General features: G+C 35.7%; 25 protein-coding genes. All 25 read right to left on the bottom strand.

Annotated features, from left to right (window positions below; translation table 11 throughout):
• Positions 1 to 112: 112 nt before the first annotated feature.
• Positions 113 to 838: an NAD-dependent protein deacylase gene (locus tag SJY24_RS14910; protein WP_377865201.1), complete on the bottom strand. Its 726-nt coding sequence runs from the start codon at positions 836 to 838 to the stop codon at positions 113 to 115.
• A gap of 75 nt (positions 839 to 913) precedes the next feature.
• Positions 914 to 1,561: a pyroglutamyl-peptidase I gene (gene pcp, locus SJY24_RS14905; RefSeq protein ID WP_377865199.1), complete on the bottom strand. Its 648-nt coding sequence runs from the start codon at positions 1,559 to 1,561 to the stop codon at positions 914 to 916.
• Between the two features lie 16 nt (positions 1,562 to 1,577).
• Positions 1,578 to 2,540 carry a DUF979 domain-containing protein gene (locus SJY24_RS14900; RefSeq protein ID WP_377865197.1) on the bottom strand — a complete coding sequence of 321 codons (963 nt, stop codon included), beginning with the start codon at positions 2,538 to 2,540 and terminating at the stop codon, positions 1,578 to 1,580.
• 1 nt (position 2,541) lies between these two features.
• A complete protein-coding gene (locus SJY24_RS14895; RefSeq protein ID WP_000593391.1) occupies positions 2,542 to 3,237 on the bottom strand; it encodes a DUF969 domain-containing protein in 696 nt (231 codons plus the stop codon).
• A gap of 172 nt (positions 3,238 to 3,409) precedes the next feature.
• The gene (pxpA, locus tag SJY24_RS14890) at positions 3,410 to 4,171 is read right to left on the bottom strand and encodes a 5-oxoprolinase subunit PxpA (protein WP_377865195.1); all 762 of its coding nucleotides are present in this window, start codon (positions 4,169 to 4,171) and stop codon (positions 3,410 to 3,412) included.
• An 18-nt stretch (positions 4,172 to 4,189) separates the two neighbouring features.
• Positions 4,190 to 5,179 carry a 5-oxoprolinase subunit C family protein gene (locus SJY24_RS14885; protein ID WP_377865193.1) on the bottom strand — a complete coding sequence of 330 codons (990 nt, stop codon included), beginning with the start codon at positions 5,177 to 5,179 and terminating at the stop codon, positions 4,190 to 4,192.
• Entirely contained in the window at positions 5,170 to 5,883 is a 714-nt protein-coding gene (pxpB, locus tag SJY24_RS14880; RefSeq protein ID WP_377865191.1) for a 5-oxoprolinase subunit PxpB, read from the bottom strand. The genes SJY24_RS14885 and pxpB overlap by 10 nt, the downstream gene beginning before the upstream one ends.
• Positions 5,884 to 5,897: 14 nt before the next feature.
• Positions 5,898 to 6,650 carry an IclR family transcriptional regulator gene (locus SJY24_RS14875; protein ID WP_377865188.1) on the bottom strand — a complete coding sequence of 251 codons (753 nt, stop codon included), beginning with the start codon at positions 6,648 to 6,650 and terminating at the stop codon, positions 5,898 to 5,900.
• A gap of 152 nt (positions 6,651 to 6,802) precedes the next feature.
• Positions 6,803 to 7,354: a signal peptidase I gene (gene lepB, locus SJY24_RS14870; RefSeq protein WP_002120448.1), complete on the bottom strand. Its 552-nt coding sequence runs from the start codon at positions 7,352 to 7,354 to the stop codon at positions 6,803 to 6,805.
• Between the two features lie 23 nt (positions 7,355 to 7,377).
• Entirely contained in the window at positions 7,378 to 8,055 is a 678-nt protein-coding gene (locus SJY24_RS14865; RefSeq protein WP_377865186.1) for a copper homeostasis protein CutC, read from the bottom strand.
• Between the two features lie 891 nt (positions 8,056 to 8,946).
• On the bottom strand, positions 8,947 to 10,095 hold the full coding sequence (locus tag SJY24_RS14860; protein ID WP_377865184.1) for an acyl-CoA dehydrogenase family protein: 1,149 nt from the start codon (positions 10,093 to 10,095) through the stop codon (positions 8,947 to 8,949).
• Between the two features lie 154 nt (positions 10,096 to 10,249).
• Positions 10,250 to 10,882 (bottom strand): YdcF family protein, encoded by a 633-nt coding sequence (locus tag SJY24_RS14855; RefSeq protein ID WP_000662234.1) that lies wholly within the window; start codon positions 10,880 to 10,882, stop codon positions 10,250 to 10,252.
• 332 nt (positions 10,883 to 11,214) lie between these two features.
• Positions 11,215 to 11,802, bottom strand: a complete 588-nt coding sequence (locus tag SJY24_RS14850) for a GNAT family N-acetyltransferase (RefSeq protein WP_377865182.1) — start codon at positions 11,800 to 11,802, stop codon at positions 11,215 to 11,217.
• A gap of 159 nt (positions 11,803 to 11,961) precedes the next feature.
• Positions 11,962 to 12,342 (bottom strand): VOC family protein, encoded by a 381-nt coding sequence (locus tag SJY24_RS14845; protein WP_377865180.1) that lies wholly within the window; start codon positions 12,340 to 12,342, stop codon positions 11,962 to 11,964.
• A 90-nt stretch (positions 12,343 to 12,432) separates the two neighbouring features.
• A complete protein-coding gene (locus tag SJY24_RS14840; RefSeq protein WP_377865178.1) occupies positions 12,433 to 12,948 on the bottom strand; it encodes an SRPBCC family protein in 516 nt (171 codons plus the stop codon).
• A 29-nt stretch (positions 12,949 to 12,977) separates the two neighbouring features.
• Entirely contained in the window at positions 12,978 to 13,322 is a 345-nt protein-coding gene (locus SJY24_RS14835) for an ArsR/SmtB family transcription factor (protein ID WP_377865176.1), read from the bottom strand.
• Positions 13,323 to 14,120: 798 nt separating this feature from the next.
• On the bottom strand, positions 14,121 to 15,449 hold the full coding sequence (locus tag SJY24_RS14830) for a YjiH family protein (protein ID WP_377865174.1): 1,329 nt from the start codon (positions 15,447 to 15,449) through the stop codon (positions 14,121 to 14,123).
• A gap of 125 nt (positions 15,450 to 15,574) precedes the next feature.
• A complete protein-coding gene (locus SJY24_RS14825; RefSeq protein ID WP_377865173.1) occupies positions 15,575 to 16,453 on the bottom strand; it encodes an aminoglycoside phosphotransferase family protein in 879 nt (292 codons plus the stop codon).
• Between the two features lie 23 nt (positions 16,454 to 16,476).
• Positions 16,477 to 16,938 (bottom strand): DUF2691 family protein, encoded by a 462-nt coding sequence (locus tag SJY24_RS14820; RefSeq protein WP_377865172.1) that lies wholly within the window; start codon positions 16,936 to 16,938, stop codon positions 16,477 to 16,479.
• A 232-nt stretch (positions 16,939 to 17,170) separates the two neighbouring features.
• Positions 17,171 to 17,605 carry a ferritin-like domain-containing protein gene (locus SJY24_RS14815; protein ID WP_242309667.1) on the bottom strand — a complete coding sequence of 145 codons (435 nt, stop codon included), beginning with the start codon at positions 17,603 to 17,605 and terminating at the stop codon, positions 17,171 to 17,173.
• Between the two features lie 296 nt (positions 17,606 to 17,901).
• Positions 17,902 to 19,845: an ABC transporter permease gene (locus tag SJY24_RS14810; protein ID WP_377865171.1), complete on the bottom strand. Its 1,944-nt coding sequence runs from the start codon at positions 19,843 to 19,845 to the stop codon at positions 17,902 to 17,904.
• Positions 19,832 to 20,602, bottom strand: a complete 771-nt coding sequence (locus tag SJY24_RS14805) for an ABC transporter ATP-binding protein (protein ID WP_242309671.1) — start codon at positions 20,600 to 20,602, stop codon at positions 19,832 to 19,834. The genes SJY24_RS14810 and SJY24_RS14805 overlap by 14 nt, the downstream gene beginning before the upstream one ends.
• 170 nt (positions 20,603 to 20,772) lie before the next feature.
• Positions 20,773 to 21,957: an ABC transporter permease gene (locus SJY24_RS14800; protein WP_377865170.1), complete on the bottom strand. Its 1,185-nt coding sequence runs from the start codon at positions 21,955 to 21,957 to the stop codon at positions 20,773 to 20,775.
• 2 nt (positions 21,958 to 21,959) lie between these two features.
• Positions 21,960 to 22,634, bottom strand: a complete 675-nt coding sequence (locus SJY24_RS14795) for an ABC transporter ATP-binding protein (RefSeq protein ID WP_377865169.1) — start codon at positions 22,632 to 22,634, stop codon at positions 21,960 to 21,962.
• Positions 22,631 to 23,731, bottom strand: a complete 1,101-nt coding sequence (locus SJY24_RS14790) for an efflux RND transporter periplasmic adaptor subunit (RefSeq protein WP_377865168.1) — start codon at positions 23,729 to 23,731, stop codon at positions 22,631 to 22,633. Before SJY24_RS14790 ends, SJY24_RS14795 begins: the two co-directional genes overlap by 4 nt.
• Positions 23,732 to 23,862: the final 131 nt, after the last annotated feature.

Genomic DNA, 23,862 nt, shown 5'->3' with positions numbered 1-23,862 from the left:
TTTTACACCCTATTTATTACCATTCCCCTTAATACGTAATAACATGAATATAATGCATACAAAAAACTGAGGTGGACATCATTCACCTCAGTTTCTTTACGAAATCAAAAACTTATTTAATCGAAGATAACCCTTGGGCAAATTCACCAATCTTATTTTGAAAAATAAAATCAAAATTGTATTCTTGTCCCGTTAATTCTTCATTTACTAAAATTGTTGTTGCTCCTACTTCTCTCTTTGCGATTTCTGGGAATGAAGCGACAGGCTGTACTTTTAATGACGTTCCCATTACGAGAAGTACATCTGTTTCATATAAACGTTTTATCGCATTTTGATATTGAGGTAACGTATCTCCGTATAAAACAACATCTGGATTTAGAATGAAATTACATTTTTCACAACGCGGCACTTCATGATCAATCATATATTGTAAATCATATCCCGCTTTACACTTCGGGCAATGCGCTGTTTGAAGTGTTCCATGTAAATCAATTACATGCTTACTACCACCTACTTGATGCAAACCATCAATATTTTGCGTTAAAATCGTTATGTCTTTCCCTCGTTCTTCTAGCTCAGCTAAAAAAAGATGCCCACGATTTGGTTTATATTGATGAAACGTATTAATTTGAAAGATTTCCTTATAATGCTTCCAAAACTCTTTCGGATTTCTATTATAATAACCTCTCGACAAGTACATCTCTACATTTGCATCAGCATACAATCCATTTGCTGAACGAAAATCAGGGATTCCACTTTCTGTGCTTGCACCAGCACCTGTTAACACTGTAATTTTCTTTGCTTTTTCTAATATCGAACGTACTTCCTCAAATTGCACAAAAATCACCTCTATGTATATTGCTATACTTATTATACCAGTTGTTTACAGAAGGTGTTGTACAATTCATTTTACTTAATGCGTCGCGCCACCACATTCTACAATATCTAATTCCACTTCCGTCGCTACCTCAATTGCCAATTCTATACCTTTACTAATCGTAGAAAGTGACATACTCGGTTGACCTGGATAATTGCTCGCTTGCTCTGGTAAGAACGGAATATGAACAAATCCACCTTTTATTTTCTTATCATGTTTCTCTAGTTCGTGCATGAGACCATAGAATAGATGATTACAAACAAATGTACCTGCAGTTTGTGAAACAGATGACGGTATACCTTCTTCGCGAAGTTTTTTTACGATTGCTTTCATCGGAAGTGTAGACCAATACGCAGCTGGTCCTTCTTCTACAACTGGTACATCTACTGGCTGATTCCCTTCATTGTCAGCAATTCTTGCATCATCAATATTAATTGCTATTCGCTCTATCGTAATATCTGGTCTGCCCCCAGCTTGTCCAATACATATAATCATTTCCGGTGACAACTCTTCTATATACTCTTTTAATACTCTTATTGATTTATGAAATACGGTTGGAACTTGTTTACTAATAATCTTGTACTCTCCGATTGTTTTTTCATGCAAACTTTTTGCGACTTCCCAAGCTGGATTGATACTTTCTCCGCCGAACGGATCAAATCCTGTTACTAATACTGTTTTCATAGTTTCACTCTCCTAATTAGAAACGATATACAAGGCCGTACATTATAAACATATTTATGATAAAAATTGAAAGAGCAATTGGTACTTGTGCTTTAATGACTGCATTTTTATCTTTCAGTTCTAAAAGCATCGCAGGTACGATATTAAAGTTTGCTGCCATTGGAGTAAGCAGCGTTCCGCAATATCCAGCAAACATACCTAGTGCTGCCATAATTGCTGGGTTTCCTCCGTGCATTTGCACAATTAAAGGTAAGCCAATTCCTCCAGTAATAACGGCAAATGCTGCGAATGCATTCCCCATTACGACTGTAAATAGCATCATTCCTAAACAATACGCCATAACAGCAACGAATGGATACTCTGTCGGTAACACTTGTCCTACTAAATCAGAAACAACTTGCCCAACGCCAGACTTCGCGAAAATACCGCCAAGAGCTGCTAACATTTGTGGTAAAATAACTGCCCAACCAACAGCTTGTAATAACCTACTTCCTTCTTGAACAGGCGTTGTTATTTTGGATTTCGTAATACGCATCGCCGCAATGAATGCGAGTAATGCTCCTAACGCTAATGCAACTAATGTTACTTTATCTGGATCAACAAGCGCGACATTTCCCCATTTGATTTTCCCTAACGTTAACGTACCGATAATTGTAAAAATAGGAATTAATATTGCAGGCATAAAAATTTTATTTTTTAATTTCTCAGCATGTTTCACACGTTCTTGTACTGATACTTCTTTCTCCTGAGATTTTGTTACTTTATTCAATGAAGCTAAAACGACCATAGCGAGCACGATACAGCCAACGTAAAACGAAGGGATTACATTTCCAAATAAAAATGTAACTGCAAACAATGCCCAAAATAAACTAGAACCAAATCTATTTGGATGTTCACGATCAAATGCAATACGAACAGCGATAAAGGCAACGATTATACCCAATACATAATAAATTGTATCCATTGTGATGATGTTCATCTTATATAGCCTCCTTCTCTTGTTTTTCTTCTGCTTTCATTGTTTTCTCTATATACTTATCAAACCTTCTAAACCTGATCCAGCTCACAATAAGGGCAGATATTGCAGTTGGAATTCCCCAAAGCGCCATATCCCATACACCGACATGCATACCTACTGAATCGAAGAATCCTTTCATTAATAAAATGGCACCAGTTGCGATGAAAATATCTTCTCCGAAAAACCAAGCTGTGTTTTCCGCAGCTGCTGCGTTTGCTTTAATCTTTTCTCTCAATTTTTCAGGGAGTTTACCATATTTACCTTGCGCAGCTCCTTCTGCCATTGGCGCAACAAGCGGTCTTACTGTTTGCGCATGCCCACCAATATTTAGTCCAAGTGCTGCTGATGATTCTCTTATCGTAAAATATGACATTAATACTCTTCCAGTTGTTGCGCCTTTTGATTTCGTTATAAGTGCTTCTGCCCTTTCTTTTAAACCATAGCGCTCTAAAATTCCGATTACCGGTAAAGTTAATATGATTGGCATAGACATATATCTGTTTTCTATGAAAAATTTACCGAACATGCTGATTACATCATAAAAACTTAAGCCTGAAACCATACCAGTAACAATACCTGCAACCATTACTACTAACAGTGTATTTAATCTAAATAAAAACCCAACTGCAACAAGTAGTATCCCAATTAATTTAATCATTTCCAGCACTTCCCCTCATTTTTTATCCCGCATTAACGGGCAGTATAACTCTCACCTCAAAATTCGGCTGGGGCAAAGAAATTTAGATGGGAGTCGGGCTGCCCGTAAACGCCCGATTGGTGCGGGCTAATAATCAGTGGGGGATGACCTCCCCACTGATTAAAGTTTCACTTTATTTCGGTGCATTTATAGAAACACCGTTAAGTTCGAATGTTCTGTATATTCTCTCCGCAAATTGGACTGCTTTCTCCCCATCACCGTGTAAACATATCGTTTGCGCCTGAACTGCTACTTTTCCTCCATTAACAGCTTCTACATACCCTTCCTTTACCATTTGAAGCACTTGTTTTATCGCTTCATCTTCATTTTTTATAAGAGCATTTTCTTCTGTACGGCTCGTTAACGTTCCATCCTGCTTATACGTACGATCAGCAAAAGCTTCTTGTACGAGAGTTATTTTATATTTTTCTGTTGCCTTTATAAACGCCTCACTATTCGCTAATCCGTAAAGTAATAATCCAGGGTTAATATGATAAATTGCCTTTGCGATTGCATCTGCAATTTCCGAATCAGCTGCGGCCATATTATATAGTGCACCGTGCAGTTTTACATGTTGCATTTTCCCGCCTGCCGCTTTAACAAATCCGTCTAATGCGCCAATTTGATATAAAACATAATCGTATACTTCACTTGCTGAAACATGCATGTTCCTTCTTCCAAATCCAATTAAATCAGGAAATCCAGGGTGTGCCCCTATTGCTACGTTTTGCTGCAGGGCTTTTTCAACCGTTTGCCTCATAACGGACGGATCACCCGCATGAAAACCACAAGCAACGTTTATAGAGGAAACGAACGGAAGAATCTCATCATCATTCCCTATTTTATAAGCTCCAAAACTTTCTCCTAAATCACAATTTAAATCGATTGTAGTCACGATGTTTTCCTCCTAATCTCAGCTTCGTAAAGCGATGAATTTCTTTAATAGACTCATACCTGTTTCCTGCTTTATATATAATTGTGCAGCTTCTTCCATGGTTATTTTTTCAAAAGTTACATAGTCTCCTGGTTTCAGCTGCGCTAGAAGAGGTAAATCTACTGAAACTACATTTCCAATTCTCGGATAACCACCTGTCGTTTGTCTATCCGCCATTAATATAATAGGTTGTCCACCATTCGGCACTTGAATTGTTCCGAATGTAACTGGGCTCGATAAAATTTCTATCTCTTCAACTCTATTTAAAACATCTCCGTCAAGTCTATATCCCATGCGATCAGCATAATTGGATACTTTATACTCTTTCGAAAAAAACGACTTTATACTTTCTTCTGTAAATTGATCATATTCAAAGTCTGTTATGACGCGAAGAATAGGATACTTCTTATATTTTGGTAAAGCATCGTTACAAATTGCCCACTTCGTTTTTATACGCTCTTCTTCTTGTAAATTTTGAATGAAACGACTCGCAACTTCTGCCCCTGTACCAATTTGAAAATAATCTCCTTTTTTCAGCATTCTCCCTTCAATACCGCCAAGAGCAGCACGTATGTAAGTACTTTTACTTCCCATCGTACGATCAATATTTATACCGCCCGCAAAAGTCACATATGCTCTGCAACCACTTTTCGCTTTTCCGAGGCAAAGCATGCTTCCTTCCTCAGCTAATATAGGGCGCCATAACGGAATGCGTTCTCCATTTAATAACGGTTCCATATCCGCACCGCCAATCGCGAGCAACGTCGTTTTCTTTATTAACAATTTAGGTCCCATTATTGTAATTTCGAGTCCAGCCTCATTCTCTTCATTACCTACTAACATATTAATCATCCTGAGCGCACTTTTATCCATAGCACCGCCAACAGGCACACCGTATTGCTGATAATGAAATCTCCCTAAATCTTGGACTGTTGTAAACATTCCTGCATGCAAAGCCTCTACATCCATTCTTTAGCCCCCTCAAGCGATACGTACTCTTCCTTTGTTATTGGTATAAATCGTAAATACATACCACTTTGAATATATGTTGGTGTTTCTTCTTTTGGATTAAATAGAGAAATCGGTGTTCGGCCGATAATATTCCAGCCTCCTGGTGTTTCTAGCGGATAAATACCTGTTTGATTTCCGCCAATACCTACTGAACCAGGAGCAATTTGTAATCGCGGTGTTTCTTTTCTAGGTGTTTCTAGTTCTTTCGGTAATCCGCCTAAATACGGGAACCCAGGCGTAAAGCCTAACATATACACGAAATATGTTGTTTCACTATGTATTCGAATAACATCCTCTACTTGTAAGCCTTGATAATGCGCAACCTCTTCTAAATCAGGTCCATACTCTCCCCCGTAACACACTGGTATAGAAATATGTTTCACATCTCGGTTCACTTCTTCTTTATAAGAATCAGACAGCTCCCGTATATACTGGCAAACGTAATCATATGGTCTTATATTTCTATCATTCTCCTTCCATACTTCGTACAAATTGTAGTACACCGCTAATGAAGTAAACGACGGAACGCATTCAACTATTCCTGCAAACGGATGTTGCCTCAACGCTTGAAATAATCGTTGCACTTTTTCGTATATATCCATCCCAATTTCTTCACCAAATGTAACAATAATTGCTTGATCCCCTAACGCAGAAAATTTCATCCCACTCCCTCTTTCTATGCCAAAAAGCCGAGTTCTTTCGAAATGCGGTTCGCTGTTTCTTTCACTTTCGCAGTAAAATACGCAACGTTACTTTCGCTGTACTCAATTGCCAATCCCGAAATACTAATGCCTGCTACAACCGTTCCATCACTTGCAAAAATTGGAGCTGCTATAGCCGCTGTATGATTTTCTAATTCAGAATAACTAATTGTATATCCAGCTTGTTTTGCCATATGTAACACTTCTAGTAAATGCTCCTTATTCACAATCGTTCCATCTGCAAACTGCTTTAAATCCGTTTCCTCTACGTACTTTCTTTTCTCTTCCTCAGAAAAATATGATAGTAAAATTCTCGGACATGCACCCGCATAAAGCGGTGCTCTTCTTCCAACCGCCGTATAAACACGTACTGGCTGAACTCCTTCCATCTTCTCAACGTAAATTGCGTCATTACCATCTTGAATAATTAAATTTACTGCTTGCCCTAAACTATCCCTAAGCTCTTTCATATAAGGAATCGCAATATTTCTTACGGATAACCTTTGTGAAACAAGTTGACCAAATCGTAAAAAAATGACTCCAAGACGATACTTGCCCTTTTCTGTTTTTTGTAAAAAGTCCATTTCTTCTAACGAACCAATTAAACGATAAACAGATGTTTTCGGCATATTCGTAAGCTGAACCATCTCTGTCAAACTTAGCTCCTCATGCTCATAAAACAACTCTAAAATATCCATTGTCTTAACTGCCGTTTTATTTATACTCATCCTATCCCCTTTTCGTTCCGAATTTCGGAACTTCAATTCCGTTTTTCGAAACAAACATATAATTTAAAATTATAAAATATTCTTTCAATTCTATCAATATATTTTTCACAAACAAAAAAAGTATGGAAGAATATTTCTTCCATACTTTTTGTTTATAATGCTCTTACTTGTTTCAACGGCCAGAAAACAGCTTGTCCTTTTCCGACAATTTCATCTTCTGAAATAAACCCAAACATACGACCGTCTTTAGAAACTTCACGATTATCTCCTAAAACAAATACTTGGCCTTCTGGCACTTTCGTTTTCCCTGTTATTTGTTCTAACGTGAAATCAGGAGTTAATACACGACCAGACGCCTTTTCTTTAAATTCTTTTAAATATGGTTCTTCCATCGCTTTTCCGTTTACATATAAAACATCATCTTTATACTCAACTGTATCACCTGGTAAACCAATTACTCGTTTTACTAAATCATACCCTTCTTTTCCGTGGAAGACGATAACGTCAAAACGGTCTAATCCGTTTATACTATAACCAATCTTATTCACGAGAACTCGCTCATTATTTTCTAAAGTTGGCATCATCGACTCACCTTGTACTAATGACGGCGTAAATAGCACCCCGCGAACGATAAAGGCAATCGCAAGTGTAATACCTATCGTTTTAATCCATGAGATCAATTCTTTCTTCGTATTTGTCTTCATCGTCTCTCCTCTTTCTTACATACTTACTGTATTATTTCAACTAATTCTTGTACTAACTTTAGGTCAATTTCAGAAAAACATGACTTACCTTCTCTAACCGCTGTACCTACATGCGCCTGCGTAATTCCAGTTTCATCTAGCAATTGTTTTACATTCTCTTTCGTTACTCCGCTTCCGACAACAAGCTGTATATTCCCTTCACTTTCCATTTGCATCTCTCTAAGTACTGGAATATTATCTACTACATTTCCTTGTCCGCCTGAAGTTAACACGTGAGTAACTTTATTGAATTTCTTCAAAACTTTCATCGCTTCTACTGGATTTTCTGTATCATCTATCGCACGATGATACGTTACATTTATTCCATCTACAACAGATAATAAATCTGCTAATTCCTCTTCAGCAACTTCATTTTGTTCATTTAACACACCTAATACAACACCAGCAGCCCCTAGATTTTGAGCAACTACAATATCTTCTTTCATCATTTCAATTTCTTCTTCCGTATATGTAAAAGACTTTGCATGCGGACGAATCATAACATGAACTGGTATTTGCACTGCTTCTACTGCTTTTTTTATAAAAGCATAGCTCGGTGTTAAACCACCTTCTGTATATGATGAAATGAGTTCAATTCGATTTCCACCAGCCTTTTCAATTCGCTTCACATCTTCTAAACATGTTGCAATAACCTCTAGCATGAAATAACCTCTTTTCGTACTTTTTTCTTATTATACAGTAGGTGAAATAAGAAACATAGCATTCCACTATAAAACTATAAAAAGAAGAATGAAAAGAAAGATTTTTTAAATTGATAATAAATGGCATATATGTTACGTTTTTCTTAGGATTATACATTCTTATATTATTATAAAAGGAGATAAACATATATTTCTTATAAAAAAACGGTTCGTTATCTCTAGTTCATTTATTGTAATTACATCACTTTGCGCGATTACTTTTTTAACAAAACCAAATACAAAACTAGATTCCTCAACTTCAAGTATAGAAACAGAAACAATTACCCTTTCATCAAGCAATAAAGAAGAAATCCGAACATTTCATTCATCTTCATTTAATAATTCAACTGTATTCAGAGGTGGCACAGGTACTGGTTTTGACTTTAGCGGCCAAGGTGACTTACATATTACAATTAAAAATACTGGTACAAACAGTTTTACTTATTCAATTAAATTCAAAGAAGATCGTTTAGTAAAATACACGTTACAGCCAAATGAAAGTAAATCCTTTACTTTACGTTCACTCATCGCCAATCCTTTACCAGGTGATTATTCATTATTTGCACATAATCAAGACGGTTCTGAAAGTAGTATGAATCTTTAAGTACAGCCACAATAGACCAAAATAAAAAGACTATCCTCTTTGATATGCTCCCCTTAAGGTAGACAGATTAAAAAATAAAAATCTGTTTTATCTTAAGGGGCGTTTTTTCGATGTCCAAAAAACGATATCTTCCTCTCCTTCGAACAATGACATAATACACGGAATTATATCAACGATTCAACATAGCATTCCAATTCACCGACAACAAAAAGTCTGCTCCAGAACGGAACAGACTTTATATTTCTTCATTACGACCGAAACGCCGCATCCGCCAGTATAGATAGTGTTGCATCATCCATCGGCGGATTGTGTAGTCCTGCTCTGACGTTTAAATAATAGCGATGAAGCGGATTTTTTTCTGATAAACTTTTCGCTCCTACGATGCGCATTGCTTTATCTACAATAGATATTGCCGCGTTCGTTACAACATATTTCGCTGCTGCTAGTTCGGCTTGCAATGATAATTTATCTTCTGCCTCATCGTATTTTTTCGCAATTTGATATAAAAAGACGCGAGCTTGCATAAGCTCAAGTTCTAATTCTCCAACTAATCTTCTAACATTCGGTAATAAACTTATAGAATGATTTAAACTGTTTGGCTTGTATGATACCGCAAACTGAACTGCATAATTTCTTGCTGATTGTGCGATTCCTAAATAACATGCTGGTATATGTAGCAACCAGCCAATACCCTTTTGTTTCACTTTTCCGCCCCATACATCCGTAAAAAAGCGGTTCTCTATCTCTACATTTTGTAAAACGAGATCATGGCTCGCAGTTCCTCGCATTGCGATACTATCCCACGTTTCTTCAATTGTTACGCCTATCGTATTCTTCGGAATAACAAACTCTCCGATTTCTTCTCGGCCTTCAATACTTGCTGAAATGATAAAATAATCAAGTACTGGTGCCATTGTCGTAAACGTTTTTCTTCCATTTATTATCCACTTCTCACCTTTTTGGACAGCTAGCGTCTCTGGTTTCCCACCGCGCGTAGGACTACCCGTATTCGGTTCTGTTGCAGCTCTATTAAAAAGCGCGCCATTACGCACTTCTTCACAAAACCAAGTGAACATTTCTTCATTCCAAGAATGATTTTCAGCTAACTCTTTTACGATGCCAAGATGCCATCCAATCGATAATGCGGTAGCACCGCAACCTTCTGCTATTTTCTCTTGAAATAAAACGAAGTCATATAAAGAAATCGCATTGCCTCCCACTTCTTTTGGCAACGTTAATTTCGTATATCCGATATCTTTCAAATTATTAATATTTTCATACGGAAATGCTCCTAATTCACTTAGTTGATGCTCCCTTTCCATGAACTTCGGAATCAATTTATTTATCTGTTCAATAATTAAAGATTGTTCTTCTGTTTCAACAAATGAGAGTGCCATACTATAATCTCCTTTTATGTTCGATTCATAAACCGTTCATTTTGTCATTATGATTATATGAAGCTACCTCTCTATTGTTTCACTATTCCGATAAAAATACAATGTTTTTGAACAATAAGAAAATTCCCTATTATAGATAGGTTCTTTCCTTATATTAATCTCCTTTCAATGCCTTTAATGGCAATGAGGTTACATATCCAATATACGAGCATAATTCTTTAAAAAAGAATGGAATCTCTGTATCTAACGTTTTATACGCTGACGTTGGAGTTGGTGATGCATACGCTTCAATTTTAATATGTTTTGCAATTCTCATCGCACGTTTCATATGAAGTGGATCACTTACAATCGTATATGTGCGTATTCCGTTCTCTATTCCAACTTGCTTTGCATTCTTTAAATTATCCTCTGTGAAAAGGGATTTTGTTTCAATTAAAATATCCTCTTCTTTTACACCATTTTTCATTGCATACACTCGAGCAGTACGAGCTTCTTCAAGCTCTGCCTCAAACTTTGTACCACCTGTGAAAATAATCTTTTTAATATTACCGTTCTTATATAATGAAATTGCATGATTAATTCTCTCTTTAAATACAGGAGATGGTTTTCCGTTCCATGAAGCTGCTCCCAGCACGATACCAGCATCTGTCTTCATTCCATCATCTGTTTTAAAGCGATAACTCCAAATATCGTAAGCTGCATAACTTACATATAAAATAATAGAACAAATCATAAGCAAGAATACTTGCAAGATTCTTCTTTTCTTACTCTTCTTATTTTCTTTCATTTATAACTGCCTCCGCACATCATCCATACTTCTATATAAAAACGTATATATCAAATCATTTTGTTTGAATTTGTTTAAAAGAAGGAATTTTTCTTGTCATTTATATTCATTAAAGGGTTTTCATTTAAAATTGAGGATTATCAATTCATTTTTCGTTTGCGGTTTTCATTACATTTATGTAATTTATAAGTTTATTACCATACAACTACATTGTAACGAATTTTTTATCATAATGGAATGATGAAACAAAAGTAAATAAAAGAAGTAACTGTTTTGTAAGAAAAAAGGTATATTTTTCAACTAGACGATCAATACACCTTTCTTAATATGAATTATCGTTTTTCTTTATACGATTCTAATTTTTCTAATAACCGTTCCTTTACAGCTGGCCATTCACTTGCAATAACACTATATACAACTGCATCTCTAACATGCCCACTCGGTAATTTTCTTTCGTTTCTAAGTACACCCTCTTTTACTGCGCCGAGTCTTTCAATTGCTCTTTGTGCTTTTTCATTCCGTGCATCCGTCTTAATTTGTACCCTCCGCATATGCAACTTTTCAAAAGCATATTGTAATAACATGTACTTACATTCTGTATTCATACTCGTACGTTGCACACTTGGGTCATACCACGTTTTCCCTAATTCCACCGTCTTATCTTCAACTGAAATGTTATATAAGCGTGTACTCCCTACTATTTCATTTGTCTTTTGATCTACAACAACAAATGGCAAATCCTTCCCTGCCCCATAAGCTTTTATCGCCTTTTGAACATACTGCTGCATATCTTGAACAGTATCCATTTTAGAGATTAAATACGCCCAAATTTCTCGATTTCCTTCCACGATTGAAAACATTTTTTCGACATCATTGCTATCCATTAACCGTAACTTTGCTCTTTCGTGAATTATTTCCATTTTTAAGCCCCCTTTGTTGTAACTATATCATACTCTATTACCGTTTAATCGCTATATAAGAACATAAAATTATATTTATGTTAAGGAATAAAATATATCTTTAAAATAAAAAATGCGATGCCTTTATTCAAGCATCGCACTCATAAATTGAATTGAAATTTACTTCTTTTCCATTACTGCAAAATAATTATTTTCGCTATCTGCAAAATTAAATATTCTACCTGAAGGCATATTTACAATTTCTCCGACTGTAACGTTTTTGTTTACTAAATCACGATATAAACTGTCGAATTCTTTTGAGAAGAACATTAAAGAAGGTGTACCAAGATTTAACTCCGGCTGCATTTTAGCAATTAGCTCCTTATTATGGAGAATAATACTTGTTTCAGCTTCTTTAGTTGGAGCAATTTCAATCCATCGCATTCCTTGACCGTTATCTTCCTCTGAAATTACAATAAATCCTATTTTTTCTGTCCAGAATTCCTTCACTTCATCTTGGTTATTTACATACAACATGATTTGACCAACATTATTAATCATTTATTTTAACGCTCCTTTATAAACAATTTTTATTAAACTCCATACACTTACATCTAATTATCACCGAAAATAAAGTTGTGGTACAAAAATCTATTTCAGCGACTCCAATCGCTCGTTCAAACGATCCCAAGTTTCGGTGATACCTTGTAGCATGCCCATTTCCATAACAGTCTTAAGAGCTTCTTCGGAAACATATTCAGCACGGTTTATTAGCTTTGTCTTTCCACCTAAATCGATGAATTCCAATGTCATCTCGGTTGACGGCATAGAATCATTTACATTGCCTTCAGCATCCGAAAAGTAATCGGTGTAGACAATTTTCTCTGGCTCAATAATCTCTTTATAAACTCCTTTGCCCCATGATTCCATACCAAAAAATTGCCCCAGGTTCTGATCAACACACTTCATACAGTAGTGCCAAACGCCTCCCGGACGGAAGTCGACAGTGCATGCAGGAATTTCCCAGCCCCTTGGTCCCCACCAGTGTTTCAAATGCTCTGCTTCTTTAAACATACTGAATACAAGATCACGCGGCGCATCGAAAACGCGCTCCAGTACTAATACCCGATCGTTCTCTACTCTCGATACCATTGTATTGTTTGACATTTTAATTCCTCCTTAAATATGAACTGATTTTATGACTTTTCCTTGTTTTGCAATTCCTTCAAATACTCATCTAAATTATCGAATCTCTCTTCCATCACACACTTAAATGACTGCACCCAACAATCCAGTGCTTGGAAAGGCTCAGGTCGGAGCTTGTAAATCCGGCGATTAGCTTCAGCCTGCACTTCCACAATCCCTGTATCGCTTAACACTTTTAAATGTTTCGAAGTTTGTGGTTGCCTTAATCCCAAATGTTCGGCGATTTCCCCAACGGTTAAGGGACCGTCACGCAAGAGTTCAACGATATTCATACGATTCGGTTCAGATAAAGCGCTCAACGTCGTCATATTCACACCCGGAATTTTCCCCGACATATCACTCACCTCGTTAAGTGATGGTCTCCGGTTATAACACATCAATATCATCACTAATATTATTTTCCTGTTGAATCGATTATACCCAAAGAGGAATATTCCCGTCAAGGAATATTCGAAGCTAAAGTAATATCAAATCGTTACTTAATAATAAGAATAGATTAAAAACATTTCACAAACCTATGTTTTACGATAAAGCGATGCTTTAGTCAGTGGGTTTAGGAACGATTTCCGCGAAGGCTTTGTTTTTATTTGGTCCAAGAAAGCTTTAACATTTTTAATACTATTTAACGCTATAGTATTTTTTGTCATATTTTTATTTGATAGGTTAGGTGCTTTAGTCGGAGCTATAACCATTGGAAAATGGGGAAATACAATAAACAAAATGAATATCTTAAACGGTTCGGCCTTTTATCGAGCAATTATTTTTATGGTTAATCATTTTGGTTTTTATTGGTATTTTTATCACTTCTATCTCTGTATACTATAGTTACTTACTTCAAATCCCCCCTGCAAGATTAATGGGAAGAGTAACTAGTACCACAAATACAATGGTGCACGGCGCTATGGTTATTTCACCTACATTAGGTTCAATTTTAGCCCTATGGATAAAATTAAGCGTAGTTGTTCTACTCGTAGGAGTTTTAATCACAAGTATTGGTATGATTATATACTTAGCTCCTACTTTATTTATGAAAAAATCATCTAGAGTTACTTTAGAACATAATTAACGTTATGCCATTTTCTGATTTAAATAATCAGAAAATGGCATAACTTCAGAAACTTAAGGCTACATGTTTAAAGTAACAAATAAGCAATCGGCGTAATAATTAGCAACGTTAATATCGTTCTTTGCACATATAAAATAATAAGTTCAGATACTTTTAACGGAATATCTGTCGATAATATACAAGGGATTGATGCGGAGAAAAACAAAATGGATGAAACGGACACAACCGCAATAACAAACTTTGTAACAAGCGGTGCACTTACAACTAAAAGAGAAGGTAAAAACATTTCCGCAATACCAACTGATGCTGCTTTTGCAGCTAGTTCTGCTTCTGGAAGTTGTAAAGCCCATGTAAATGGATAAAAAATATAACTAATCCAATCAAATATTGGCGTAAACTTTGCTAAGACGATGCCAATAAATCCTACTGACATTATGGATGGTAAAATTCCCATCGTCATAATAAAACCGTCTTTTAGGTTCACTGCGATATTTTTCATAATGCCCGGTGCAGATTTTGACACTTCTAATGCATCTTCCCAAGCGCGTTCTAGCATTTTTTCTTTATAAACAGGCTCTGGGAACCCTTCTTTCGTAATGTATGTATCTGGTTTTCTACTAAGAGGCGGGATTCTTACGGTGATAGCGGTCACGATGAATGTTACAACAAGAGTAGTCCAAAAGTAAACATTCCATAAATGCATAATATCTAATGTTTTTGCGATGATGATCATAAATGTAGCGGATACTGTAGAAAAGCCTGTAGCGATAATTGCTGCTTCTTTCGTCGTATACTTTCCTTCTTTGTACACTCGATTCGTAATAAGAAGTGCAAGCGAATAACTCCCCACAAAGGAAGCAACCGCATCGATTGCTGAGCGCCCAGGTGTTTTCCATAACGGTCTCATAATCGGGCGACAAAATGTGCCGATAAACTCAAGCAATCCATACCCGACTAATAACGCTAAAAATGCCGAGCCAATTGGTACGAGTAAACTTACTGATATAACTAACTTCTCATACAAAAACGGTCCAACATCTGGCGCAAAGAACCAAGCTGGCCCTACTTTCAAACAATATAATATACCAAAAACAACACCAACTACTTTTAATAAAGAAAAACAAATGTCTACGATAGATGCATTCCACTTCTTCGTATAAAATGGATAAATCGCACCAATTACCATAACAAGCAGTGCATAATAAGGTACTACCGAAGGAACCGTAGCTCTTATCCACGATACGATATGATCAATCATAATTGACGAAGCACCGTTTATCGTAACAGGAACAAAAAACATAAACACACCAACTAGACTAGCAAGTATAAACCGAAGTATAATCCCCTTCTCTCGCCCTGTCTTAATTACATTACTTTTTAACTCAATTTCACTCAAAATTCGATACCCCCTATTATCTAAATATTCTGTATAATAATGTCAGATTCCTTCTTTCAATTCTGAATATTTAATCATACAAAAAAGCCTATTTTGAAATATACAATCAAAATAAGCTTTTTCTATTACTTCTTATAATCATCCACAATTACTTGAATAACACGATACGATTCTTCTGCCACTATTTTATTACTAGTCTTATTCGCATCATATGTAATTAACGCTTTCCAAAGTGCCCATCCTCTCGCTCTATTCCACGTTTCTTCATCTATGCACAATACTTCTTTAAATACGTTTCTGCTATTCTTATCAAAAAATGTCCATGCCATCGCTGCATCACAAGCCGGATCTCCTACTCCTAATATACCAAAATCAATTACGGCACAAAGCTTTCCATCTTTAACGAGTAAGTTTCCAGGTGCAACATCTCCATGAATCCAAACTGGCTTACGGTTCCACGTTGACTGAAGTGCTAAATCCCAAAGATGCTCTAATACTGTTTCATCAAAAACGTCCTTATTATTTTCGATCGCACCTCTCGCCTCTTCATCATATACAGATATAAGCCCGCCTCGGTAAAAATTATGTGCTCCAGCTATTGGGCCATTACTCGCATCAATGGATTGCAATTCCACTAAAAATGATCCTAAGTCCTCCGCAAATTCATTTAGATCACGAACATTTTGTTTCGTAACAGTATCTCCTTCTATCCACTTATTAATAGACCAAGGCCACGGATACTCTTCAGATGGATTTCCTTTCGCAAATGGTGCAGAAATCGGTAATGAAAGCTCCTTACTTAATATAGGTAGCCACTTATTTTCTTTCTCTACTTGCGGTGCATATGCCGCGTCACTTGGCAATCTTACACTCATCTCATCCCCTAGATGAAACGTTCTATTATCATGCCCACTAAACTTTACAGGCTTCACTTCTAAATGTGCCCATTCAGGAAACTGTTCCCCTATTAACCTTTTAACTAAATCAGCATTAATATGATTCATTTACTTCCCCCTTTATATACCTATCACACGGATAAACGCGTTTTACCGTCATTTTCGTCTGTAACATATTCAACATAAAACCCTTGATCAATTGCATTTTCATACATCAATTCAATCGCTTCTTGGTCTTTAGCGTAAACTGTGACGTATGTACAATCCGCAACTAGTAAAACTAATTCACACTTACTCTCTTTAAATTCTTCATATGTTTCAATATCTACTACTTCCTCTCCTTTTGGATACGCTTTTAAATCTGCAAAAATAACATAATATATATTGTCTTTAAATAACCTTTTCAAATCTGATCCTTCCACTATACTTGGTTCTTCTGGAAATAATGCCTCATCCAATCCACCACGTGCTACTAAGTATGACTCCTCACTCCCCACCCACCAATCAAATGAAGAAATATCAATTGGCTTTAACACTTTCCAAAGTAAATTATCATATTCATTTGGAATATCTACTGTAATTCCTCTTTTCATTTGTTTGCTCCTAGCTTATTTATTTCCGTCTGCCTTTCATACATTATATACCTAATTCAACTACTATATTTTGTCGATACCTATGTAACTTGTATTTCACCGCGAAAAAACCGTCCCACTACTTATGAGACGGTTTCTTTCTGCTTATATTTAAGTTTGTCATTCAATTATTGCACTGCGTTTTAAAATAATTTCTAATATGTTCAGCACATCAGCTATTCATTTTTAACACTCACTTCGACTTCACAAAATAATATAAAAACCACACCGCATGATTTTGTTCATCTGCAGCTATTCTGCGCAATAACTCTTTCATAGATGCATCTGCTGCTTCATCTGAAATTTCCAAGTAAAAATCTACGGTCTTTTGCTCATCTTGTATAGCGAACTCTAATCCCTGTAAGTACGTATTAGGGCAATTTTCCGTAATCTGTGGTTTCGGCTGTCTGCCAGTTAAATTCGTATAGATTTGTACAAAATGATGAAAATGCCTTATTTCATCATTACGGATTTCAAGAATTTGTTTTTGTTCTACTTGATTTGGAGCCATGTTAGCTAATTTTGCATAACAACTTATAGCGCTATACTCTCCGTTTATAGCTTTTTCAATATCACGAATCAGCTTATCATTTTGCCTATACCAATCATCATAATTCGAATTATACATCGTATCCCCTCCATTATTTCACATAACATTTTATGCATTTCGAAATAGTAGGAGCATGTATACATAAAAGAACAGCATGGACTCATTCTTATAGCCCTTTTACTCCAATCCTTTTAAAACATTGAAACAATCTAGCTATCACTACTTTCATTTCCTGTCGATTAAATACTCTATAATGATTTCACCACAAAAAAACGCTTCACTACTAGTGAAACGTTTTTATCTTTTAAATGTTTAATTCAGTTTTATTTCCTCTTCTTATTTTATTGATATCACATCAAAAAATTTATTGATTCTTATTTATATACAATTTTAAAATACGAATAAACAGTTAACACATAATATCCGAAATAAATTATGCAATATACACTGCTACTAATTAAAATAGGAATTATGATATTAAATATAGGCATGTTGCTTATTACTGGTAAAGCAAATAAGCTATGAACAAGTCCAATTATCACGGGTAAAATAAAACTAAAACGAACTTGTTTTGAAATTGACTTTCTTACCTCTTTTTTCGTAACACCAATCTTACGAAGAGTCTCATAATATCTCTGATTAGCATGCGCTTCAGATAATTGTTTGTAATAGATAATAGAACCTGTTGCCAGTACAAATACAACCCCTAAAAAACCTCCAATAAATAATATAGTCCCATACGTCTCCATAACATCTAAATTTGTTTTATAGAAAGTATTGATTTTAATATCATCAGCAGCAGGAACTATCTTTAATAAACCTTCTGTCAACTCTTTACTATCCTTTTGTTGCGTTACATCAATATTTTTCACAATATAGGTCTGATGTGTTTGCTTAACCCTTTCATAGAGCTGATCAGGTACAATGACAACCAAATCTCCTAAATTTGTTAGTTTACGCATTTCGATACCCTGAATGACAGATATTTTCGGCTCAACTTCAAGGGGTAATTGAATTCTATTTCCCTTTTCAAAATTCTTATCAGGCTGTAGATTATATATAACTACTTCTCCTGGATTTAATTTGACTTTCTTCACTCCTAAATTTTTAGCATTATTATTCAAAATAGATTGGGATATAAGCTGAAAATCATATGCTATTTTATAAGGGGGATTGGGTAGACTTGTATTTCCTTCTTCCTCAAAAGGCCCTCCCTTAACTGTTACCATTTCAACTTCAAAATCACGGATAATTGAATTTTTTTTCTTGTTCTCTTCGAAAACACCCTGTATGCCCTTTTCAATTGCATCCTCTTGTTTTTCATATGAAAAACTGTACGGTGCCTTGTTTTTTGCTTCAGCTTCTCCATAAAAATATGCCGATGTAACAGTCCCAATCGCTGTTAAAGCTACGGCACTTAATATAGCAATTGTCGCAAGTAACCTTGCATTTCCTTTTACTCGATATAATGACTGTGAAATGTTCAGTATGCTCATACCATTATAAAACATTGTCCTTCTACTTCTCATTTTCTTTAATATAACAACTGTATAAGACGTGAATAATAAATATGTCCCAAGAACAATTGCAATTAAAATAATGGCCGGAATATACATAGGTTGCTTATCCGTAGGGGTCTGCACAATTTTTATGATTTCACGAATAAAAAAGGCTGACAAATAACCTAATCCTATTAAAATAATGCTCATGTATGCCATGATTCTAGATACTTTTGGCATACTTTCCCCTTGATGATCAGCTTGAAACATCTCAATTAAAGAAAATTGATAAATTATGCGAGAGTTTCTCCAAGCCGTATATAATAAAATAGCTAAAAAAACTACGGATGTGTCTATCAGCGCCTTTATAGAAAACTCAAAATGAACGGGCACCTTTAATTTCATTAAACTCATTAGTATTTCAAAAGCTAGCTTTGAACTCCAACTACCAATTAGTACTCCCATTACTAAAGCTACGCTCCCCATTATTATGGTTTCACAAAATAACATTGTACCGATTTGTTTTTTAGTTATACCTAGTAAAGAGTATAACCCTACTTCTTTTTTACGCTTCTTTATAAAGAAATTTGTAGAGTAAATAATAAATATGGCAATAAAAACAATAAGAACTACTTTTGCAGATTGAAGAAGGTTCTTAGTCTCCACACTATTAGTCAATGCTGCATTTATTTGTGTATTATAGCGAAGTGATGCAAACATAAAATAGATAACTATACTCGCAGTTAGGGACACAAAATAGATTATATACTCTTTAAAATTACGTCGTATATTCCGTTGAACGATGTCAAATAACGTCATCAATTGCACCTCCGGAAATGACGGACATTACGTCAACTACTTGTTGGAAGAACTGTTTACGTGTTAATTCCCCGCGATGTAATTCTTTACATAACTCACCATCTTTAATGAAAACCACTCGTTTACAGTAACTTGCCGCAAACGCGTCATGCGTCACCATTAAAATGGTTGAGTTATCCTGTTCATTTAATAACTTCATACTTTCTAATAAATTTGTTGCTGACTTAGAGTCAAGCGCTCCTGTTGGCTCGTCTCCAAAAATCATACTTGGATTTGTAACTATTGCACGAGATGCTGCGCAGCGCTGCTTCTGTCCCCCAGATACTTGGTATGGGAATTGATTTAAAATATGCTCAATCCCAAACTTCTTCGCAATTTCCAAAACGAGTCGATCAATTTCGCTCGCTTCCACTTTTGATAGCGCAAGTGGAAGGGCAATATTCTCTTTCACCGTTAGCGTATCTAATAAATTATAATCTTGGAAAATGAAACCTAAATGATTGCGACGGAATAATGCCAACGTATCATCATTCATCTTCACGATATCTTCTCCATCAATTAAAATCTCACCGTTCGTCACATTATCGATTGTAGAAAGAACATTTAATAGAGTCGTCTTACCTGAACCAGAAGGTCCCATAATTCCAACGAATTCACCTTCTATTACTTGTAAGTTAATACCTTTCAACGCTTCAAATGTATTTCCGCCTGTGTCATATACTTTTTTAATATTTTTTGCTTCTAATACTGTTTTCATTTTTATATTCCTTTCTTTTCTTCATATCTATAGCCAAAAAATCTATATAAAATTAGAATTAAAATTACTTAACTTTTGGGTTACCTTATGAAAGTCCTTATTTAAAAAAGAGTGAATACCCATAGGGGTATTTACTCTTTTTTAAAACATCTTACCTTTCACCTACACTATTATTCATATCGAAGACAATCAATTGGGTCCAATTTAGCTGCTTTATTTGCTGGAAGTATACCAGAGGCAATACCAATAAATATAGATATTCCAACAGATAGTAGACCGAGATTTACGGAAATAACGAGTGGCCATCCACCAGTGATTGCCGCTACCCAAGCAAAGATAATACCTAATCCAAAACCAATTACTCCGCCCAATGCTGTTAAAATACAAGCTTCAATGAGAAATTGCATTAATATTTTCCTTCTCGTTGCGCCAAGTGCTTTTCGAACACCTATTTCACGCGTACGCTCTGTAACAGATACAAGCATGATATTCATTACACCAATACCACCTACGATTAAAGAAATCCCAGCGATACTAGCGAATACCATTTTCATCATTTGGGCATTTTCTTCAAACCCTTGCCTATATGTTCCCGTATCCACTACTGTAAATGGATGCTCAAATTCCGGTGATTTCAATTCATTTAATACAGATACAGCTTGTTTCCCTACTTCTTCACGATCATTAGCAGAAGATAATTTAATTTTCACTGATTCGTATTCCTCGATTCCTGAAATCAACATTGCATTGTCAATCGATGTATATCCTTCATACACTTTAAATGGCCGCGCAAAACTCCCCTCATTTTTGTACGCTCCAACAATCTTGTATGGTTTTCCTTTTATGTCTATATATAAATCATCTTTCCAAGTACCAAATAGCTTTGTAAATAAATCTTCATGGAGAATGACTACAGGGATTGGTTTTTTTAGTTCATCCTCTGTTAACTCACGCCCATGTACAATTTTCATTTTACGGTCCTGCATAAAATTACCTGTTCCCACAGCCAAACTAAAAGCAACATCTTGCGACCCTGTATATGCTTTTATGGACATGTATACCTGTGGATACACATCCTTTACACCTGGTATCACTTGTAATTGCTTTACCATATCTGGTGTAATTTTCGCTTTCTCTAGTGGGAAATCCGGATTGTTATACTCTATATCCATTTCATCCATATGGTTGTTTTCTTCAAACTCTTTTTGCATCTTTGCGGTTTGTCCATCACCCATTGCGAGAATCGTAATAATCGCACTGATTCCAACAATAATTCCCAGCATCGTTAAAATGGATCGCATTTTATGTGTAAAGATAGAAGCTATAGCCATACGTATATTTTCATTTATATTCAAATTTATTCTCTCCAATCCTGAACAACGATTCCATCACGAATGACAATTCGACGCGCTGCGGCTTCCCCTATTTCACGATCGTGGGTAATCATAATAATAGTTGATCCCTGTTTGTTTAATTCGTAAAATAGATTTACAATTTGTTCACTTGTTTTCGTATCTAGTGCACCTGTTGGTTCATCTGCCAAAATAAATTTCGGGTTATTTACAATTGCGCGTGCGACTGCAACACGCTGTTTTTGACCACCTGACAATTCATTTGGAAGATGGGTAGCGCGATCAGCTAAACCGACTTTTGTTAAAGCCGCTAACGAACGCTCACGTCTTTCTTTTTTATCGACTCCTGCATAAATAAGCGGTAATTCAACGTTTTGTAGCGCTGTAAGTCTTGGAAGTAACATGAAGTTTTGGAACACGAATCCAATCTCTTTATTTCGAACATGTGCGAGTTCTGTTTCAGACATGTTTGAAATATTTTGACCAGCTAATTCATACGTACCCGCCGTGGGCTTATCTAAGCAACCGATAATATTCATTAATGTAGATTTACCAGAACCAGACGGTCCCATGATAGAAGTAAAATCTCTTTGATTCAGCGTTACATCAATCCCGTGTAATATTTGAATGGATTCTGAACCATTTTGGAAAGATTTTGTGATTCCTTGTAAGTTAATCATTGAGCGACAACCTCCATACCATCTTTTAGATTTACAGTAGGTGTAGAGATAATTTGCTCTCCTTTTTTCACTCCTGAAACTTTCGCTTCACTACCTGTTTCAAATTCAACCGTAACAACTTGCTCTTTTGCTTTTCCGTCTTTTACTACGTAAACAACCGTTTTATCTCCTTTTTTCAAGATGCTAGTTTTTGGAACGATTGTGCCTGTTGCTTCGCCAGATTTACTCATTACATATACGTGGAAACCATTTTGTAATCCTTCACTATTATCTAATGTGACAGTGAATGGATAATTAGAAACTGTTTTGTTTTCATCCATACTCATTAGTGGTGTAGAGCCGATTTCTGTTACTTTTCCTGTCCAAGTCTTACCGGCAACCACTTTTGATGAAACCGTTACTTCTTGCCCAACTTTCATATTAGTAAGCTCATATTCAGACAGTTGACCTTTTACTTTAAAGGGGCCAGCGTGATGAAGTGTAATGCCACTCATACCGGATTTCTCATCTGCAATTTTCACAATATCGTCAATTACACCATCGGCCGGGCTTGTTACAGAAAGAGTATTTAATTTCTCTTTTGCTGCTTTAATCATTTCATCAGCTTTTTCTACCTCAAACTTTTTCATTTCAAGTTGTGGTTCTAATTGTTGAACTTCGATTTCTGATGCTTTTAACGCTTCCTCAGGAAGACCAGCGTTTTTATCTTTTTTTAGTTTCTGCTTCGCTGCATCAATTTGTTTCTGATGCAATGTTACTTCTTTTTGTGCAATTTTCTTTTGCATTTCCGCTTCTGTTACACCTTGTTTAGTAATAGGGTCATTATATTTAAAAAGAAGCTGTCCTTTTTTTACTTCATCACCTTTTTTAGCAGCTAATTCATCCGTACCTTTTGTTGGATCAAATGAAATTATTTCTATACCATTTGGGATAACTTCGCCACCTAATTTTTGCTCATTCTCTATTTGTTTTTCTGTCACTTCATATGTTTTATAAGTTTTAACTGGTTCAGATTCTCCTGCAAATGTCATATACGACCCGACTCCTAAACCAATTGTGATCACACCAACGATGACTAGTTTTTTTGCTTTCTTCATATCATAATATCCTCACTTTTTCATGTGTTTTACTTTTAGAAACTGTACGTCCTTTTCTTTAATAATTTTTGAACGTTTTTGAAAATGATATATAAAGCCCCGTACATACTATGTACAATATAAAAAGCCCC

Source organism: Bacillus sp. R86525, from assembly GCF_042466195.1.
In the GTDB taxonomy this organism is placed as follows: domain Bacteria; phylum Bacillota; class Bacilli; order Bacillales; family Bacillaceae_G; genus Bacillus_A; species Bacillus_A nitratireducens.
Note: the sequence above shows the minus strand (reverse complement) of the source record. Positions and strands in the feature narration are given on the sequence as shown.

What these genes read in the sequence shown, in the direction of transcription:
- pcp (WP_377865199.1), bottom strand. Translation starts at nt 1,561, where the DNA reads ATGAAAACAGTATTAGTAACAGGATTTGATCCGTTCGGCGGAGAAAGT.
- SJY24_RS14805 (WP_242309671.1), bottom strand. Translation starts at nt 20,602, where the DNA reads ATGAAAACAGTATTAGAAGCAAAAAATATTAAAAAAGTATATGACACA.
- SJY24_RS14820 (WP_377865172.1), bottom strand. Translation starts at nt 16,938, where the DNA reads ATGAAAAGAGGAATTACAGTAGATATTCCAAATGAATATGATAATTTA.
- SJY24_RS14825 (WP_377865173.1), bottom strand. Translation starts at nt 16,453, where the DNA reads ATGAATCATATTAATGCTGATTTAGTTAAAAGGTTAATAGGGGAACAG.
- SJY24_RS14865 (WP_377865186.1), bottom strand. Translation starts at nt 8,055, where the DNA reads ATGCTAGAGGTTATTGCAACATGTTTAGAAGATGTGAAGCGAATTGAA.
- SJY24_RS14855 (WP_000662234.1), bottom strand. Translation starts at nt 10,882, where the DNA reads ATGAAAGAAAATAAGAAGAGTAAGAAAAGAAGAATCTTGCAAGTATTC.
- SJY24_RS14850 (WP_377865182.1), bottom strand. Translation starts at nt 11,802, where the DNA reads ATGGAAATAATTCACGAAAGAGCAAAGTTACGGTTAATGGATAGCAAT.
- SJY24_RS14845 (WP_377865180.1), bottom strand. Translation starts at nt 12,342, where the DNA reads ATGATTAATAATGTTGGTCAAATCATGTTGTATGTAAATAACCAAGAT.
- SJY24_RS14815 (WP_242309667.1), bottom strand. Translation starts at nt 17,605, where the DNA reads ATGTATAATTCGAATTATGATGATTGGTATAGGCAAAATGATAAGCTG.
- SJY24_RS14795 (WP_377865169.1), bottom strand. Translation starts at nt 22,634, where the DNA reads ATGATTAACTTACAAGGAATCACAAAATCTTTCCAAAATGGTTCAGAA.
- SJY24_RS14885 (WP_377865193.1), bottom strand. Translation starts at nt 5,179, where the DNA reads ATGGATGTAGAGGCTTTGCATGCAGGAATGTTTACAACAGTCCAAGAT.
- SJY24_RS14790 (WP_377865168.1), bottom strand. Translation starts at nt 23,731, where the DNA reads ATGAAGAAAGCAAAAAAACTAGTCATCGTTGGTGTGATCACAATTGGT.
- SJY24_RS14835 (WP_377865176.1), bottom strand. Translation starts at nt 13,322, where the DNA reads ATGTCGGGGAAAATTCCGGGTGTGAATATGACGACGTTGAGCGCTTTA.
- SJY24_RS14900 (WP_377865197.1), bottom strand. Translation starts at nt 2,540, where the DNA reads ATGAACATCATCACAATGGATACAATTTATTATGTATTGGGTATAATC.
- SJY24_RS14875 (WP_377865188.1), bottom strand. Translation starts at nt 6,650, where the DNA reads ATGAGTATAAATAAAACGGCAGTTAAGACAATGGATATTTTAGAGTTG.
- SJY24_RS14810 (WP_377865171.1), bottom strand. Translation starts at nt 19,845, where the DNA reads ATGACGTTATTTGACATCGTTCAACGGAATATACGACGTAATTTTAAA.
- SJY24_RS14860 (WP_377865184.1), bottom strand. Translation starts at nt 10,095, where the DNA reads ATGGCACTCTCATTTGTTGAAACAGAAGAACAATCTTTAATTATTGAA.
- SJY24_RS14895 (WP_000593391.1), bottom strand. Translation starts at nt 3,237, where the DNA reads ATGATTAAATTAATTGGGATACTACTTGTTGCAGTTGGGTTTTTATTT.
- lepB (WP_002120448.1), bottom strand. Translation starts at nt 7,354, where the DNA reads ATGAAGACAAATACGAAGAAAGAATTGATCTCATGGATTAAAACGATA.
- pxpB (WP_377865191.1), bottom strand. Translation starts at nt 5,883, where the DNA reads ATGAAATTTTCTGCGTTAGGGGATCAAGCAATTATTGTTACATTTGGT.
- SJY24_RS14840 (WP_377865178.1), bottom strand. Translation starts at nt 12,948, where the DNA reads ATGTCAAACAATACAATGGTATCGAGAGTAGAGAACGATCGGGTATTA.